The following is a 17,167-nucleotide window of genomic DNA, read 5'->3' on the forward strand; positions in this document are numbered from 1 at the left end:
ACCCAATTCTCGTTTCACTGGACCTCTTGTTTTTCTTTTTAACCATAATACTACTATCTTGGATAAAAGCGAATCTTTTTCTTACAAGAATCGTCAATTCCATGGCATTTTGAAAAAAAAGTTTTGATATATTCTCTATTTATTATATATGTCATCACATAACGTCCCTGCCCGTGAATATACATAATTTACAGCAGGCCAAACTGTGCCGCGTAATCCAAGGGGGGTGCCTAACATGCCAGATTCTCGCCATCCTTACTCGTTTGTCGTTTCCAAAGAAGATTGGTCGCTTCACCGTAAAGGGTACCAAGACCAGCAGCGTCATCAGCAGAAGGTGAAAGATATCATTAAGCAAAACCTGCCCGATCTTATTACGGAAGAAAATATTATCATGTCTGATGGCCAGCAAATCATCAAGGTTCCAATCCGGAGTCTGGATGAATATCGCTTCGTGTACAATTATCAGAAGCAGAAGCATGTCGGCCAGGGTGACGGGGACAGCCAGGTCGGTGATGTCATCGGCCGCGATCCTGCGAGTCAAAAGCCCGGCAAGGGTGAAAAGGCAGGCGATCAGCCGGGTCACGATATTGTCGAAGCCGAGATCAGCATTGAAGAATTGGAGAACATGCTGTTCTCCGAATTAGAGCTGCCGCATTTAAAGCAAAAGGATAAAGAGCAAATTGAAACGCACAACATCGTGTTTAACGATATCCGCAAAAAAGGAATGCAGTCCAACATTGATAAGAAACGGACCATTCTTGAGAATCTGAGACGGAACGCCACAACCGGAAACCCGGGCATTCACCACATCAGTCCGGATGATCTGCGTTACAAGACCTGGGATGATACCGTGATCCCGCATTCTAACGCTGTTATCATCGCAATGATGGACACTTCCGGTTCCATGGGGTCCTTTGAAAAATACTGCGCACGCAGCTTTTTCTTCTGGATGACCCGCTTTCTTCGCAAGCAGTATGAAAAGGTAGAAATCGTCTTTGTCGCCCACCATACGGAAGCCAAAGAAGTGACTGAGGAAGAATTTTTCACCCGGGGAGAAAGCGGCGGTACCATCTGCTCCTCCGCTTATATGAAGGCTCTTGAGATTATAGACCGTCGCTACCCTCCTTCAAGCTATAACATCTATCCCTTCCACTTCTCAGATGGAGATAATCTCACCTCTGACAACGAACGCTGTGTGAAGCTCATCGGTGAACTGCTGAAGCGAAGCAATATGTTTGGCTATGGAGAAGTGAACCAATATAACCGCAGCAGTACGCTGATGTCCGCCTATCGCAATATTAAGATGGACCAGTTTATGTACTATGTAATCAAGGAGAAAGGCGAAGTCTACAAAGCGCTGCGCACCTTTTTCCACAACAAGGAAGGAGGAAGTGCTTCATGAGCAAAGAGATCAATGAACTAGAATATGCCATTGCAGAGATCATGGAAATCGCTGACGGATTCGGGCTTGATTATTATCCGATGCGTTATGAGATCTGCCCTGCCGACATCATATATACTTTCGGAGCCTATGGTATGCCGACTCGATTCAGCCATTGGAGCTTCGGCAAGACGTTCCAAAAGATGAAGATGCAGTATGACTTCGGTCTGAGCAAAATATATGAGCTCGTAATCAATTCCAATCCATGCTATGCCTTCCTGCTCGATGGAAACTCTCTGATTCAGAATAAGCTCATTGTAGCCCATGTGCTCGCACACTGTGATTTCTTCAAAAACAATGCCCGCTTCTCAGCCTCCAACCGCAATATGGTGGAGAGCATGTCAGCGACGGCAGACCGAATCAGCCAATATGAGCTTGAATATGGGACGGAAGCCGTGGAATCCTTTATTGATGCGGTCCTCGCTATTCAGGAGCATGTAGATCCACAGCTGATCAAGCCTCAGCAACTCGACAAGCAGCGTTATATGGAAATGAAAATGAAGCAGCAAAAAGAAACCAAGGTCATTCGCCCTCCCGGAAGATATGACGATATTTGGGCCATCGGCGAACCTGCAGGATCTACAGAGGAGCCGGCGCAGCAGAAGGTTCACCGCTTCCCTCCTGAACCGGAGAAGGACATCATGTGGTTCATACAGGAATTTTCCGAAACACTAACCGATTGGCAGCGAGACATCATGAGCATGCTTCGTGAAGAGATGCTCTATTTTTGGCCTCAAATGGAAACCAAGATTATGAACGAAGGCTGGGCTTCCTACTGGCATCAACGTATTATACGCGAGCTGGACCTCACAAGTGAAGAAACCGTGGAATATGCCATGCTTAATGCCTCTGTTGTACAGCCGTCAAAGCAAAGTCTGAATCCCTATTATCTCGGGGTCAAAATCTTCGAGGATATCGAACGCCGCTGGGATCACCCGACACTTGAGGAGCAGGAGCGCTTCGGACGCAAGCCAGGGCAAGGAAGATCCAAAATGTTCGAGGTTCGCGAATACGATTCAGACACCTCCTTCATCCGCAACTACATGACAAAGGGTCTGGTCGAAGACCTCGACCTGTATGTGTTTGAGAAGAAGGGCCCCGAATGGAAAATTACCGATAAATCCTGGGAAAATATCCGGGATCAGCTGATCTATGCCAGAGTCAATGGCGGCTCACCGTATCTCGTCGTGCATGACGGGGATTATCTTCGTACCGGCGAGCTTATGCTTAAGCATCAGTACGAAGGCATTGAACTTGACTTGAAATATATGGAACGCACGCTTCCTTACGTATATAAATTATGGGGTCGAACGGTGCATCTTGAAACCATTATCGAAGATAAACCGGTACAATTTACATTTGATGGCAAAAAGATCCACCGTAAGCTGTTAAATTAACACAATTGTCCTGTATTAAGCCTGTTTCCGCTCATTTTTGGGTTGAAACAGGCTTTTTCATGGAGTACATTGAAATATAGGGGGCATTACATTACATCTAAACCCATTAAAATATGATATAATCTACTTTTGTTAGCGCCTTACATTATTGCGCTCATCATTAGAATTTCTTTGATAGAATTAAAGGAGCGAACGAACTTGATCAACCTAGGTAGAAACGAACCGTGCCACTGCGGCAGTGGCAAGAAATATAAAAAATGCTGCCTCGAGAAAGACAGACAGCAGCAGCGCAATGTAAGGGTGGCCACATCAGTCGAAGTCATTACGAATCGACGCCCTGTATCTGCAGTATCCACTGTTTCTAAGACGTCCCCTGCCCCTCAAGTAGTTGAACAGACCTCCCAGAAGTCTGCGCTGAACCTTACAGAGATGACTTGGGAACACGACATGCACCGCGAGCTTGCTGAATCTGCCATTCCTTCAATCGCAGAAGAGTACAAGCTGACGGAAGAAGAGACAAGTGGACTTATCTCACTGTGGAACAGCTATAGCAATAGCGAAGCTCCTCGTTATCGTAAGCCGGGAGGTTTCGCTGGTGCATTAGAATATGTTACTGCAACGAAACAAGGCAGCACCATCAGTCAATCCGAGCTTGCTGCTAAGCACGATGTATCGGCTACAACCCTCTCCAAGAGCATTGGACAGCTGTCTGAATTTGCAGAGAAAACTTCCTTAACTAGCCAAAGTGTATAAGATCAGAGAGTCCGAAAGTGACCTGCTCAGCAGGTCCTTTCGGATTTATTAATTTAAAATGCGGTATACAGGATTGATTCCGCCTCAAGCTCCTCCACCTTCGGATTATATTGATAGGTAATCACAAGGTCGCCAATATATTGAGAAAAGGATTGCGCAACACCCAGTGTTGCCGTCACAGTGCTTCCCTTCACTTCATACTTAACATAATTGCCCACAGTTACAGGACCAATCTCCTTCAATTCTGTGCTCACCTGTATGTATTCCTCTGCAGCCTTGACGGGATCCTTCATCATAATCTCAACCATCTGCGTCCCATCAACAATATGAAGCTGTTCCACATAGACACCTGTTCCATCCGCAGCCGTTAAGAATACAATTGCATCTTCTATCCCATCCTGCGTAACATCCATTGCCATTAATTGTGCAGATGGCGTCTCAGAGGCCACGCTTCTCCACGGAAAGTTAAGAAAACGGCCTTCCCAGGCCAAAGCCATTCCTTCATATACTCCATCTGTTTCTTGTACCGGATATAAAGCATTATCGGTACCCGTTATAACGGCCACAGGATCCATTGCTGGCTCAATTTTTAGTTCTTCTGTATTTTTTATATTTGAAAGGGAACTCCCCTTAATTTCTGCAAACACAAACGCACTTCCTACAAACATGACACAAGTCAGCAAAATGACTGCTTTAATTAATCTATTCAATTAAAATTTAACTCCTTTATGAATCTATTTCACTTGTCCTTGTCCCATTATATAGCTCATCCTTACATATAAGATAGTCATTCTCGTAATAAAAGGGTAAAAATCTTGAAAAGAATGAAAAAACACCTTCTGCCCGATCTGCATGAAAAACTTCATGAGATTCGAGTGAGAAGGTGTTTCCTTGTTATTATGAATAAAGTTATACAACCGCAGTGCTTCAGGCAAGCTTAGCCTTCCCTGTGGTTTGCCTTACGATCAGCTCAGAAGGCTCCATAATGACTGGCGGAGAGTAATCCCGATTTTCTATGAGTGCAATCAAGCATTCAATGGATTTAATGCCGATAGAGTAAATATTTTGATTCACTGTCGTCAAATTCGGCTTGAATACCTGCGCATGATAGGTATTATCGAATCCTACAACGGAGATGTCATGAGGAACGGACAATCCGTGCTTCTCTATTTCATGAATGGCACCAAAAGCGGAGAGATCCGAAGCGCATACAATGCCTGTCGGCGTGTCATGGAGTGCAAGCAGTCTGCTCATCGCAGCCGCTCCGCCGTCAAATGTATAATCACATACCTCAAGGTAACTGGTCGAATAAGATAATCCGCAGCTAATTAGGCCTTGTCTATATCCTTCAAGCCGCATATTTGCAATGGATGGACCTAATGTGCCGGATATGTAGGCTATCTTGCGATGGCCGAGCTCGTAAAGATGCTTTACACCTTTATGGATTGCATTTTGGTTATCTGTTGTAATATACCCTGCCCGCTTGCCAACGATATCCATGTCGACAAACATCGTTGGGATATCCGAATGAATCAATTCATCGATACTGCGATTATCGCGCTCCACTCCAAAGACGACAACTCCATCTACATTGCGGCTGCGGCAATGCTTAATAAATGAATAATGCGGATCATCGAAGCGAGTGGATAACCGGACCAGATCATATCCGCTGTTCTCAAGCGCTGTCTTAATTCCTTCTAATAGTTCGGCTACATATGGATTTGTGAAGGGGACGGTCAGCAGCACACCTACAGTCCATGATCTTCTTTTTACTAATCCCCTTGCAACTACATTCGGTTGATAGTGCAGCTGCTCAATAGCCAGATTTACTCTTTTACGTGTTTTGTCACTTACATCGGGATAATCATTCAGCACCTTTGAAACGGTAGCAACTGAGACCCCGGCTTCTTTAGCCACATCATGGATCGATGCCATTTGATCACCTCTTACGTTCTCATTGTCCAAAACGCATCTGTATATGCTTGTTAGCTTGGTTTTGTATGAATGAATTCATTATAGCCTAAAAGGTGCGATCCTCATAGAATTATATTGTATGCGCTTACTATTTACAATTTAATGGATATTTGGAAGAGACAAAAGACACTGTAATGCCTTTTGCTCTTTAGGTTAGTTCAGCATTGAAGTTAGGAATAAGAGGCTTGCAGCTCTTTGAGATCACCGGATACAGATTCCATGATTTGAACGAAGGCCATCAGCTCACTGGAGCTGAATACTTGCTTTCTTGCATTATCCGACGTATTATTGGACTCGTTCTGCACTTGATCCAGCTTCGTTCGAATACTGTTCAGCACGCTCTGGATCTGCTCCATTGCCTTCTTGGAGCCCGTAGCCAGCTTGCGGATCTCGCCTGCAACAATCTCAAAGCCCCTTCCGCTGTCTCCTGCGTGAGCAGCCTCGATCGCTGCATTAAGTCCCAACAAATGGCTTTGGTCTGAAATTTCTCGGATCAGACTCCCCATCTTTTGAATTTCTTTTACCTCTTGATTCAGGTCGTCGATCAGCTTATGGGCTGATTCCTGGGAAGCTGCAGTCTGTCTCGCTGTCTCAGATATCAGCTCCGTATTGTGATGCAGTTCATCAATCATGCCGGTCAGCTTCTGAGACACCTCTGTAATTGCCTGCAGCATGCGCTCCTGCTCATCAGCAATATCGGTAATCTTCTGCTTCTCCTTCCCTTCGTAAGCTTCGAGCACAAGCTGGGAATCAAAATTAAACATCTTGCTCAGTGCATGGATTACTGGATACCATCCATTTGGCATGATTTGCTGTACAATGCTGGTCGCCACATCCAGATACACCATATAACTACCCAAGTAAAAATCGGATTTCAGTCCAATTTTTGAATGAATCAGCCCGATTTGTATTCGTTTCGCAATAAATTCTTCATCTATATGCCCATCCGTCAGGGATATAAAGTACCATCGTTGTGTCTGCTTTAGACGTTCTATTGTCGAGTATTTCGTAATGATGCTTCTCAGTTCTTCCACTTGTCCTATTCGGTCATATAACCGATCAACAACCTCGTCTACTATTTTTTCAAAAATGGGCCGGTGCTTATGAAGCAATTCCAGCTCCAGATTGGTAATTCCTATGTAGGCCAGCTGTTGTTCTCGCTCTTCGGAAACCTCAATCATCTCGAAAAATCTTCCTCCTTGCAACCAGTTTGCCTTATATTAGTATTTTATTGCTTCGAACCATCATTATAGACCTTTAAACCCACAATATCATAATCCTAAAGTCCTATTTTGCATTTTTCTTCCTGTTCTCATTACGGGTAAAAGGATAAAAATACGCTATCTGAAGTGCACCATTTGCAGCAATCAGACAGCGTATTATGAGATGGGGTTAAGATGTTTGTTGTCAGGGGATAGGTAAAAAAATAAAAGTTATCGGTTCAACAAGCTGCCCACGTAACGCAGCAGTTCATTTGCGCAGACTGGGCAATAGCCGTGCTCTTCAATCAGTCTGGAGCTGACCTCATTAATACGTTTCAGCTGATTAGCATCTGGTGTTTTGGTTGAAGTTGTGATCTTCACGATATCCTTCAGATCAGCGAACAGCTTCTTCTCAATCGCTTCACGAAGTCGATCATGACTGCTGTATTCAAATTTTTTGCCTTTGCGGGAATAGGCCGAAATCCGAATTAAAATTTCCTCACGGAAAGCCTTTTTCGCATTTTCAGATACTCCGATCTGCTCTTCAATGGAACGCATGAGGCGCTCATCTGGATCCATCTCCTCATCGGTCAGAGGATCACGTATTTTACTCCAATTGCAGAAGGCCTCGATATTATCCAGATAATTCTCGAACAACGTTTTGGCCGACTCCTCGAAGGAGTAAACAAATGCCTTTTGGACCTCTTTTTTCGCAAGCTCATCGTATTCTTTGCGTGCTACCGCGATAAAGTTCAAATACCGCTCACGTTCTTCCTTCGTGATGGAGGCATGCTGATCCAATCCGTCTTTAATTGCTCTTAATATATCCAGTGCGTTGATGCACTCCAAATCCTGCTTGATCAGTGCACTTGAAATCCGGTTGATGACGTAACGTGGATCAATTCCCGTCATACCCTCTTCCAGATATTCATTCTGCATTTCTTTGAGGTCAGCTTCTTTGTAACCCTCAACCTCTTCCCCATCATACATTCTCATTTTTTTAACAAGATCCATGCCTTGTTTTTTGGATTCCTTTAACCGAGTGAGAATCGAGAAGATAGCAGCCGTCTTCAGAGCATGAGGCGCAATATGAATATGGCGCATGTCACTTTGCTCTATCAGCTTTTTATATATTTTTTCTTCCTCTGACACCTTCAAATTGTAAGGAATCGGCATGACGATCATCCGGGATTGAAGTGCCTCATTTTTCTTGTTGGATATAAATGCCTTGTACTCCGACTCATTCGTATGGGCAACGATCATCTCATCAGCGCTAATTAGAGCAAATCTGCCTGCCTTAAAGTTTCCTTCCTGGGTAAGGGAAAGCAGGTTCCATAGAAATTTCTCATCACACTTGAGCATCTCTTGGAATTCCATCAGACCGCGGTTTGCTTTGTTTAGCTCCCCGTCGAACCGATAAGCGCGAGGATCGGATTCCGAGCCGTACTCCGTAATGGTTGAGAAATCAATACTTCCGGTTAGGTCAGCAATATCCTGAGATTTCGGATCAGAAGGGCTGAAGGTACCGATTCCGATTCGATTGTCTTCCGATATAAATACCCGCTCTACACGTACCTTTTCGATATCGCCGCCATACTCTGTTTTCAGCCGCATTTGGCAGGAAGGGCACAAATTCCCTTCAATTCTTACTCCCAGCTCTTTCTCAACCTCAGGTCTGAGCTCCAACGGAATTAAATGAAGCGGGTCCTCATGCATTGGGCAGCCTTCAATTGCGTAAACTGCACCTTTATCTGTGCGGGAGAATTGCTCCAAGCCGCGTTTAAGCAGAGTCACAAGTGTCGATTTCCCTCCACTGACAGGGCCCATTAAGAGCAAAATCCGCTTGCGGACATCAAGTCTCCGTGCTGCAGAATGGAAGTATTCCTCAACAAGCTTCTCTACGCTGCGGTCTAGTCCAAAAATCTCCTGCTCAAAAAACTTGTAATGCTTATGCCCTCCAGTTTCCTCCACACCATATGATTTGATCATTTCATACACTCTTGCGTGAGCCGTCATTGCAGGTGTTGGGTCCTTTTTTAGAATTTCAATATAATCTTTGAATGTACCCGACCAAGATAAACGATTACTCTCAGCCCGAAATTCAGCAACGCGTTCAAAAATGTTCATGCTCCTTCGTACCTCCCATGGCTCCATAATGATTCAGCATCCACTCCGAATAAGGTCAATTCATAAGCTCCCCTGCCTCAAATCTTCCCACTAGCGTTTAAATATGCAATCATCTCGCCTACCCTCAAGCTTGACGATTTGATCTAAAAAAAGTGTATTACATACCTATGCGTCAATTCGGATAAGTTGCCTGTTTTTTTGTGACAGGTTCTCTTTTTGAGAATGAAAAACATATGGATCTTAAAATGAACCCTTCCAAGTCGTATGCTATACTTGTTGAGATAGGAATGTTTATGAAAGAGCTTATCTATACGTTTATGTACCCCTCCATTAAATTAGACATGGACTTGATAAAAGATAAAAGATAAAGCTACATGGATGTAACCCTATTCCGGAGAAGTAGCTGCACAGCAACAAAGGAGTTTGATCAAGAATGGCCGTTCAATATGAAACAGAGTTATATGAACCGATAAAGTCCTACTTTGAGAGGCAAGGGTACCATATTAAATCCGAAGTGAATTATTGTGATCTGGTGGGTGTAAGAGAGGATCTGGCTGACCCGTTAATTGTGGAAATCAAGAAGACCTTTAATTTATCGCTTCTGCTGCAAGGAATGCAAAGATTAAAAACGAGCAGTAATGTTTATCTTGCTGTTGAACGTAACCGGGTGAAGCGCGGGGCTGCCAATCAGCGGTTTGGAGAGATTACAGATCTGTGCAAAAAACTTGGTTTGGGTCTTATCACCGTAACACGGTACAAAACGAAACCGGCTCTTGTCGATTGCTTATGCGTTCCAGAGGCAGTCATCACTTCTTCAAAAACAATTAAAAGACGCAAAGACCTCCTGCTCAAGGAATTTGATGGACGCAGCGGCGATTACAACCTGGGCGGCAGCCACAAGGCCAAGCTAGTCACTGCCTACAGGGAGCGCGCACTTCGAGTTGCGCAGGCTCTGGCCTCCATTCCATACGCCTCTCCTGCCGAGCTTGCCAGACGGACAGGAATTACGAATACCGCGTCCATTCTGCAAAAAAATTACTATGGCTGGTTTACCAGAATAGAGCGAGGCCGGTATACATTAAGCGAACAGGGAAGAACGGACTTGGACAAGTATTACGCAGTGCTTCAGGAATATCCACTTCCATAAGCAACCAAAAAAGACTGGATGCGAATTTATCGCATCCAGTCTAGATGTAGCTATTAGAAACGGGAAGCCGTTTCTGCTACTTTTCTAAGACCTTCTTGTACAATTTCAGCAGAACGGTCAGGGAAGGCATTGTGTCCTTCAATTACCAGAACCTCAGGGTTTTGAATGCCCCAGAAGCCAAATGCAGAAGCTACGTATTTAACAGCCATTTCAACGGCTGCCAGAGGACCTTCAGAGTATACGCCGCCGCGTGCGTTTAGAAGTACCACTTTCTTGTCGCCTGCAAGACCTACTGGACCTTCAGCAGTGTATTTGAATGTAACGCCTGCTTGGCTCAGGTAAGAAATGTAGTTAACCAGCGGTGCAGGAACAGTGAAGTTCCAGAGCGGGAATGCAACAACAACTTTGTCAGCTTCCAAGAATTGTTTTTGGTAAAAAGCAGCCAGATCAGCAGCTTCTTGTTCTGCTGGAGTTGTCTCGATGCCTTTAGCTACTTTAAAAGTACCTGTTGCGGCATTGTTTCCGTAAGCCGGAAGGTTAGCTGCAAACAGATCCAATTCAATAATGTTGTCTGTCGGATTTGCTTCCTTGTATGCATTATAGAATGCGTCGTACATTTGTACGCTGATCGCTTGATCCGCAGGACGGTCATTTGCTTTGATAAACAGTACGTTTGCCATATTCGTATATTCTCTCCCTAAATAAATGTATTTATCTCTATATGTCATTTGAAACCAACTAAGAAACTGATTGCAACTGACTAATAAACATTATATATAAAAATGTTAGTGAGTTCAATATATAAATTTTCTTCCTTAGACAAATTTCTACACCACTCCTATTATAAAGTTCATTAAAACGAAAAAAAAGAGAGGAAGCCCCTCTCCTGATGTCAACATTATGTTTCTTTAACTCCGTCCAGTAAATTCGGATATCGCTTCGCTAATCAAATTCATTCCGAGTAACAGCTCTTCTCTGCCAGGTCTGCTGAAATTGAGTCTAATATAGTGCTCCGTCTGTTTGCCAGGAGAGCACCTTGCACCAGGAAGAATTGCTACACCTTTGTACAGCACGGCTTTGAGCAGCGCTTCGCTGCTAAGTCCAGGTGGGAGCTCAATCCAGAGATACATTCCCCCTGCTGGCGGGTCATATTTTACATGCTTGAACCCCGGTCTTTTTAACAGCTCCAACATCAGCTTAAGTCTCACTTCATACTCTCGGTTGAGCAGCGCCAGATGTTCATTCCAATTGAAGGAGGTTGAGCCCAGCAATTGGTACAATATTTGTTGATTGATCGGACTCGATTGCCAGTCAGCCATCTGCTTCAATGAGGACATACCTTGGATCAAACGTTGATCACCGGTCGCCCATCCCGTACGAAGAGCAGGAGCAATCGTTTTGCTGAAAGAACCTATATACAGCACATGATTCCCATCGTCCACTTGATCCATCGCATATAGAGCTGGATAACGCTCAGAGAAGGAATTTGCTGAATCGTCTGCTCCAAAATGCAATTCACCGTACGAATCGTCCTCGATAATCAAGACACTATATTTTCGACATAGATCCAAAACCGCCTTGCGTCTGCGAATCGTCCATAATATACCCGTTGGATTAGAAAAACTGGGTGCAGCAAAAAGCAGTTTCGGACGATGCTTCTGAAACTGCTCTTCAAGATGTTCCGGGACAATGCCCTCCGTATCGGTGAAAACAGGTATTATGACCGCACCTTGCATCTGCAGCACCTGCAGACATCCGGGCGATGTCGGACTCTCCACGACAACCGTATCACCAGAATCGACTAGAAGTCTGGTAACCAGATCAATGGTCTGCTGTGTGCCTGACGTCAGCAGTATTCGTTCCTCTGTAGTACGGATTCCTTTTCGCAGCTCCCAATCCTTGCGAATCCAGCTTCTTAGAGGTAGGAAGCCTTCTGGCTCCCCATATTGCAGAACTGAAGGATCTGACGAGAAGACAGCATGTGCCGCTTCACCCAGTCGTTTGATTGGGAAAAATTCCTCCGCAGGAAGCTCTTCAGCCAGCGAAATAAATGAACCTTGTCTTTTGACTCTGTTCGCCCTGCTCGCATGCGAAGACAACAATCTGGAGGAATGGGAAGCAAAGGAAAATTCCATGTATTTCACCCCTATCCGGGTAATCGCCCCATCTCTTCATTCCTCTCTCTATCGGGACGTATAAAGACTATTCGCCGTTCACATCTATTATGCCTTGTTATACATACTGCTGCTTCTTATGTAATTTGGAATACAAGGTAAACTGTTCGATAGCCTGAGCCCGGCTGGACACGCCAAGTTTCGTATATATTTTGCGGAGATAGTTATCAACGGATCTTCTGCTGACATCTATTTCATTAGCGATCTTATCGTAGGTCACACCTTGAACGATCCGTTCCATAATGAAAATTTCCATATCTGTAAGCTGAAGATGAAGTTCTAGTTCCTGGTCCACCGTGTTTGACCACTCGTCATTAGTCAGCCACTGTAAAGGGATTGATGCCAGTCCCTCACGCAGACCGGAAATCATATGAATAAGCTTCATGGGTGAAGATTGCTTAGACAGCATACCACTCGCGCCTAGACTGATATATCGCTTATACAGATTCAAATTGTCCTCATCCGTCATCACGACAATATGAGTGTTTGAAGAGAACTGCTTCATCTCTACGATGAATTGGTCCGCATTTCCGTCAGGCAATTTATAGTCGATTAAAACGAGATCTGGCTTCAAAGCACTTACTTGTGCCAACCCCTCTTCCCCAGTGGAAACCATCGCGCGGACTAATAGGTCCTGATGCTCTTCCAATATTAATTTCGTACCTAGCATGCTGGTCGGATGTATATCAACCAAGACCACCTGCCATACCTTTCTCATATAAGCTCCTCCTAGTTCATTAATAGATATAATTTATACAAATCGAGAGAATGTGCGGCAATAATAGTTTAGAGGAAGCACAGCCCAAAAAGAATAAAAACAAATCACATTTTACCAAAAAAGACATCCCTCTTAAGTCCTTAATTTGGATTATATATGAAATTGTATCCTAGGACTTCCTTCCGATGCAATCTCTTTTTCCTTTTTTCGCTAAAGAAGTTCTTTTTTGCGTATGAGGCGGCCCCATGATAGAATGAGGACTGGAAAATTTATAGAATTTTGTAGGAACAACACGAGGAGTGATGAAATGAACCCAGCAACAGAAGAGAACACAAGCCATCACACCCGGCAAGCTGCAAGGAGAAGCAAACGATCTGTCCGTCTATTTCTAGTATTATGGATTATTATTATTGCCTTAGGAGCTTCCGCAGCCTATTTATACAGCAATCATTTAAGAGAACAAATGGTACTAGAAATTCAGACCTACAACGATCAGCAGTTGATGGCCGTTAAGCAGGAGTATCAGACACAGCTGGATAAAATCTCAAGTGAGCTGGTCAGCTTGCAGGAGCAAGTACAGACCTTCAATGAGCTGCTGACCTTCACAAAGGACAATGCAGGCAATACAACCGATAACAGTAATCAGCTATATTCGGAGCTTAGAGAAGTGAAGCAGCAGCTGGATACGCTGCAGAAGAAGATGGATCTGTTAAAATGATGACTTCACTCCAAAAAGTAAATCGCTTTTTCATGCTGATTACAGCTCCATTTATCGGCCTGCTTGTGTACCTTCTCTTATTGCAGCCACCGCTGGATTTAAGTTCGCTAACGCCAAAGGAAGAGCACATTCCACAATACACGATCCATTCCCAGACGGAGGAAATAAGCCAAGGTTTGGCGGAAGCGAAAGTGCTGGCCGAGACGACCTCTTCATACATTCAAAAAACAACCGAGTTGTATGAGAATACGACTAAAACGATGGAAAGCATTGCGAACATGACCGCAGCACAAGCAAGGAAACCCGAAGCCATTTATAACAAGCGGATATCTGCCAAGCTTGGCACACCGATCGAGCAAGTCAACAGTGAGCGGATTCAGATTGAACTATACAAAATGAATCCAGGACCTTATAGAGGCTATGCTATGAAGATCAAACTCAAGGATCCGAGTGCCATGAAGATGTCGATTGGTGAAGGTGTCGGCAAATCACAGACAACGATGCAGGCTGTTTCGCGCAGTGGTGCGGTCGCAGGCATTAACGCCGGGGGATATGCTGATGCAGGCGGAAGTCGGTATCCGCTAAGCACAACGGTAGCTAACGGCAAATACCTGACAGGTTTTCATCCCAGCACGAAGGATCTCTCCTTTGTGGGCCTGAGCAAAGAAGGGAAGCTGATTGGAGGAAGATTTACCAAACAATCCGATCTGGACAAGCTGGAGCCTGCATTCGGCGCCACCTTCGTTCCGATGCTCCTTAAAGACGGCAAGAAGCTGATTATCCCATCCAAATGGAAAACAACACCTAAGCGTGCGCCAAGAACGGTCATTGGCAACTATAAGGATGACCAGCTGCTGATCATGGTTGTGGATGGATACGATGAAAAGGGCAGCTCGGGAGCAACACTCCAAGAGCTTCAGAATAAAATGTACAAGCTCGGAGTGCAAGATGGCTATAATCTGGATGGCGGCGGCTCCTCTTCGCTGATTCTGAACGGACGCGTCGTGAATAAGCCTTCAGACGGTGTCCTGCGGAAGCTGCCAACCCATTTCCTTTTCTTTGAGTAAACATTTACGGATCAGGAAAAAGATTCCTTTTTGAGACAAGTATCAGTATAATAGGATTTACAAAGTAACAGGAGGTGGATGACATGTCATTTTCGTTGACTTTCTGGATCGTCACCCTGGTGCTTGTATTGTATTTGGGAGGCATATTGACTTCTTCTTACAATGATGACAAGACGAAGGGGCTGTAAGGCTCACCAAAGAAGCTCTCCTCTACTGAGGAGAGCTTCTTTCTTTATAAGCCTATGCTTAGCTTCGGCTTGATTTAAGTTTAGGCGTTCTCTTGAAGACCTGTCATTTCTGTAAGACACGCACCACAAATATAACGATCTTTGAACTCACTTACTTCTTCCATCGATCCGCAGAAAATACATTTTGGACGATAACGCTCCAGAATAATATGATCACCTTGCACTAAAATTTCAACGGGATCTCCTTCATTCATTTGATACCTTTTACGCAAAGATTTCGGCAGCACGATTCTTCCGAGCTGGTCCACCTTACGTACCACTCCAGCAGGTTTCATTAACGGTACACACTCCTGTTCATTTTTCTTTCTTTGTAGGTACATTTGTACTATGTTTATACATTCGCTCTTTTTTTGTCGAATCCTGCAAGAATTAATAAAAATATTAACTTTATTTTAGGAACCCATTTTTTGAAAGTATGTTACCAAAGGTTGGGATTTAATTCATTCCAGGATAATCCAGTTGTCTTAGCGCTTCATAAACGATAATAGCCGCCGAATTCGACAAATTTAGCGATCTAACTGCATCTGTCATCGGCATTCGCATGCAGGTATCTGGGTTTGCATTAATTAGCTCAGGCGGAAGACCTTTCGTCTCTTTTCCAAATACTAGGAAATCTCCATCTTGAAACTCGAAATCACTGAAACGATTTTTCGCTTTGGTGGTTGCATAGAAAAAACGGTGATCCGCATATTTCTGCCGAACTTCATCAAACGAATCATGATACTCGATATTGACGGAATGCCAGTAGTCCAACCCGGCCCGCTTGAGTGTGCGATCATCTGTGTTAAATCCGAGCGGATGCACCAGGTGCAGATATGTTCCTGTTGCTGCGCAGGTTCTTGCTATATTTCCTGTGTTTGCTGGAATCTCGGGTTCCACAAGTACGATATGTAATGCCATTGACTCTAATCCCCTCTTATAATGGACTGCAGAATTCTGCCATACCATACAGCAAATTCTGAATTACTTCATCCATTGATTTAATAAAAAGAATACAATAAAAAATTGATTCAATCGTATAACATAAAATTATAATATAAAAAAGCACCTCCCACAATATTTGCAGGAGGTGCCCAGCATTTCCCAAACATCCATTAAAGCTTAGCCATGTGTCTTCTGGAATTGTTTCATAAAATCAGTAAGCGCCTGTACACTCTCCATCGGGACCGCATTGTAAATTGAAGCACGCAATCCGCCTACGCTGCGATGTCCTTTCAAGCCGATAAACCCTTCTTGCTCAGATTGCTTGATAAACTCCTTCTCCAATCCTTCATCTGCAAGTCTGAAGGTAACATTCATTCTTGAACGATCTGCAGAATGGGCGCAGCCTTGGAAGAAACCGTTGCTATTATCGATCGCATCGTAGAGGATGCCTGCCTTCTCTTCATTCTTAGCCTCTACGCCGGCAAGGCCTCCTTGTTCTTCAATCCACTTCAGAACTTCGTTCACCATATAAATCCCAAAGGATGGCGGTGTGTTATAGAGAGAATTGTTGCTTACAAATGTATCATAACGAAGCATTGAAGGAAGATGTTTAGGCGATTCGGTAACAAGCTCCTCTTTTGCTACGACGACGGTAACTCCAGATGGTCCAAGATTTTTTTGAGCACCCGCGTAGATCATATCAAATTTCGTCATATCTAGCGTTCTGCTAAGAATATCACTGGACATATCTACAATGAGTGGAGTCTTTCCAGTATCCGGGAATTCTCTAAACTGTGTACCCTCTATCGTTTCATTTGAAGTCATATGCAGGTAAGCGGCATTGCTGCTCAGCTCAAGCTCAGAGAGCTCTGGAAGCTTCATGAACTTCGAGGACTCACCTGAAGCAATAATGCTCGTCTCGCCGATCAGTTTTGCCTCAGACAGCGCCTTCTTCGCCCAGCTCCCGGTATGTACATAATGAGCTGTTTGGCCGGCAGACAGGAAATTCATTGGGATCATCGCAAATTGTGTGCTTGCCCCGCCTTGCAGGAACAATACTTTGTAGCCTGCCGGGTTACCGAGAAGCCCCAGAAGGCGTTCCTGCGCTTCGTTATGGACAGATTCATAAACCGCCCCGCGATGGGACATCTCCATAATCGACATGCCTGTGTTCTTATAATCGACAAATTCAGCCTGTGCCCGAGTGAGCACCTCTAATGGCAGTGCTGCAGGTCCCGCATTGAAGTTAAATGCTCTCTTATTCAATCAAAAAACCG

16 protein-coding genes are annotated in these 17,167 nt (G+C 44.3%); 6 read left to right on the forward strand and 10 right to left on the reverse strand.

From position 1 onward, the window contains the following. Nucleotides 1–235: 235 nt before the first annotated feature. The 3 genes from yhbH to BLW49_RS04270 all read left to right on the forward strand — a co-directional run bounded on the left by yhbH (nt 236) and on the right by BLW49_RS04270 (nt 3,591). A complete protein-coding gene (gene yhbH / locus BLW49_RS04260) occupies nt 236–1,402 on the forward strand; it encodes a sporulation protein YhbH (RefSeq protein WP_076311646.1) in 1,167 nt (388 codons plus the stop codon). Then, nucleotides 1,399–2,838 (forward strand): SpoVR family protein, encoded by a 1,440-nt coding sequence (locus tag BLW49_RS04265; protein ID WP_090723317.1) that lies wholly within the window; start codon nt 1,399–1,401, stop codon nt 2,836–2,838. The genes yhbH and BLW49_RS04265 overlap by 4 nt, the downstream gene beginning before the upstream one ends. A gap of 198 nt (nt 2,839–3,036) precedes the next feature. Continuing rightward, a complete protein-coding gene (locus BLW49_RS04270) occupies nt 3,037–3,591 on the forward strand; it encodes a YecA family protein (protein ID WP_090723318.1) in 555 nt (184 codons plus the stop codon). A 53-nt stretch (nt 3,592–3,644) separates the two neighbouring features. On the opposite strand, the gene BLW49_RS04275 is transcribed toward BLW49_RS04270, so the two are convergent. From BLW49_RS04275 to BLW49_RS04295, 4 genes are all read right to left on the reverse strand, one after another. Beyond that, nucleotides 3,645–4,301, reverse strand: a complete 657-nt coding sequence (locus BLW49_RS04275; RefSeq protein WP_076311649.1) for a hypothetical protein — start codon at nt 4,299–4,301, stop codon at nt 3,645–3,647. A gap of 217 nt (nt 4,302–4,518) precedes the next feature. Next, the gene (locus tag BLW49_RS04285; protein WP_076311651.1) at nt 4,519–5,526 is read right to left on the reverse strand and encodes a LacI family DNA-binding transcriptional regulator; all 1,008 of its coding nucleotides are present in this window, start codon (nt 5,524–5,526) and stop codon (nt 4,519–4,521) included. Nucleotides 5,527–5,735: 209 nt separating this feature from the next. Beyond that, entirely contained in the window at nt 5,736–6,746 is a 1,011-nt protein-coding gene (locus BLW49_RS04290) for a globin-coupled sensor protein (RefSeq protein ID WP_090723320.1), read from the reverse strand. A 252-nt stretch (nt 6,747–6,998) separates the two neighbouring features. After that, on the reverse strand, nt 6,999–8,894 hold the full coding sequence (locus BLW49_RS04295) for a PrkA family serine protein kinase (protein WP_090723322.1): 1,896 nt from the start codon (nt 8,892–8,894) through the stop codon (nt 6,999–7,001). A gap of 433 nt (nt 8,895–9,327) precedes the next feature. Between BLW49_RS04295 and BLW49_RS04300 the strand changes: the two genes are divergently transcribed. Beyond that, nucleotides 9,328–10,041 carry a DUF2161 family putative PD-(D/E)XK-type phosphodiesterase gene (locus BLW49_RS04300; protein ID WP_090723324.1) on the forward strand — a complete coding sequence of 238 codons (714 nt, stop codon included), beginning with the start codon at nt 9,328–9,330 and terminating at the stop codon, nt 10,039–10,041. Between the two features lie 53 nt (nt 10,042–10,094). Here the strand turns inward: BLW49_RS04300 and BLW49_RS04305 are convergent, their stop codons facing one another. The 3 genes from BLW49_RS04305 to BLW49_RS04315 form a co-directional block, all read right to left on the reverse strand. After that, on the reverse strand, nt 10,095–10,769 hold the full coding sequence (locus BLW49_RS04305) for an FMN-dependent NADH-azoreductase (protein ID WP_371264517.1): 675 nt from the start codon (nt 10,767–10,769) through the stop codon (nt 10,095–10,097). Nucleotides 10,770–10,949: 180 nt separating this feature from the next. Beyond that, nucleotides 10,950–12,176 carry an aminotransferase-like domain-containing protein gene (locus BLW49_RS04310; protein ID WP_090723325.1) on the reverse strand — a complete coding sequence of 409 codons (1,227 nt, stop codon included), beginning with the start codon at nt 12,174–12,176 and terminating at the stop codon, nt 10,950–10,952. 97 nt (nt 12,177–12,273) lie between these two features. Continuing rightward, on the reverse strand, nt 12,274–12,933 hold the full coding sequence (locus BLW49_RS04315) for a response regulator transcription factor (protein ID WP_090723327.1): 660 nt from the start codon (nt 12,931–12,933) through the stop codon (nt 12,274–12,276). A gap of 307 nt (nt 12,934–13,240) precedes the next feature. Here BLW49_RS04315 and BLW49_RS04320 point away from each other — a divergent pair, with 307 nt between their 5' ends. Together BLW49_RS04320 and BLW49_RS04325 are read left to right on the forward strand one after the other, a co-directional pair. Then, the gene (locus BLW49_RS04320; protein WP_090723328.1) at nt 13,241–13,651 is read left to right on the forward strand and encodes a hypothetical protein; all 411 of its coding nucleotides are present in this window, start codon (nt 13,241–13,243) and stop codon (nt 13,649–13,651) included. Beyond that, nucleotides 13,648–14,718, forward strand: a complete 1,071-nt coding sequence (locus tag BLW49_RS04325; protein WP_090723330.1) for a phosphodiester glycosidase family protein — start codon at nt 13,648–13,650, stop codon at nt 14,716–14,718. Before BLW49_RS04320 ends, BLW49_RS04325 begins: the two co-directional genes overlap by 4 nt. 268 nt (nt 14,719–14,986) lie before the next feature. Here the strand turns inward: BLW49_RS04325 and BLW49_RS04330 are convergent, their stop codons facing one another. The 3 genes from BLW49_RS04330 to serC form a co-directional block, all read right to left on the reverse strand. Beyond that, on the reverse strand, nt 14,987–15,241 hold the full coding sequence (locus BLW49_RS04330; RefSeq protein WP_076311659.1) for an AbrB/MazE/SpoVT family DNA-binding domain-containing protein: 255 nt from the start codon (nt 15,239–15,241) through the stop codon (nt 14,987–14,989). A 160-nt stretch (nt 15,242–15,401) separates the two neighbouring features. Continuing rightward, the gene (gene trmL, locus BLW49_RS04335) at nt 15,402–15,866 is read right to left on the reverse strand and encodes a tRNA (uridine(34)/cytosine(34)/5-carboxymethylaminomethyluridine(34)-2'-O)-methyltransferase TrmL (RefSeq protein ID WP_076311660.1); all 465 of its coding nucleotides are present in this window, start codon (nt 15,864–15,866) and stop codon (nt 15,402–15,404) included. A gap of 201 nt (nt 15,867–16,067) precedes the next feature. Further along, the gene (gene serC / locus BLW49_RS04340) at nt 16,068–17,156 is read right to left on the reverse strand and encodes a 3-phosphoserine/phosphohydroxythreonine transaminase (protein WP_090723332.1); all 1,089 of its coding nucleotides are present in this window, start codon (nt 17,154–17,156) and stop codon (nt 16,068–16,070) included. Between the last annotated feature and the right edge of the window lie 11 nt (nt 17,157–17,167).

It is taken from the genome of Paenibacillus sp. PDC88 (assembly GCF_900106725.1).
Classification (GTDB): domain Bacteria; phylum Bacillota; class Bacilli; order Paenibacillales; family Paenibacillaceae; genus Paenibacillus; species Paenibacillus shunpengii.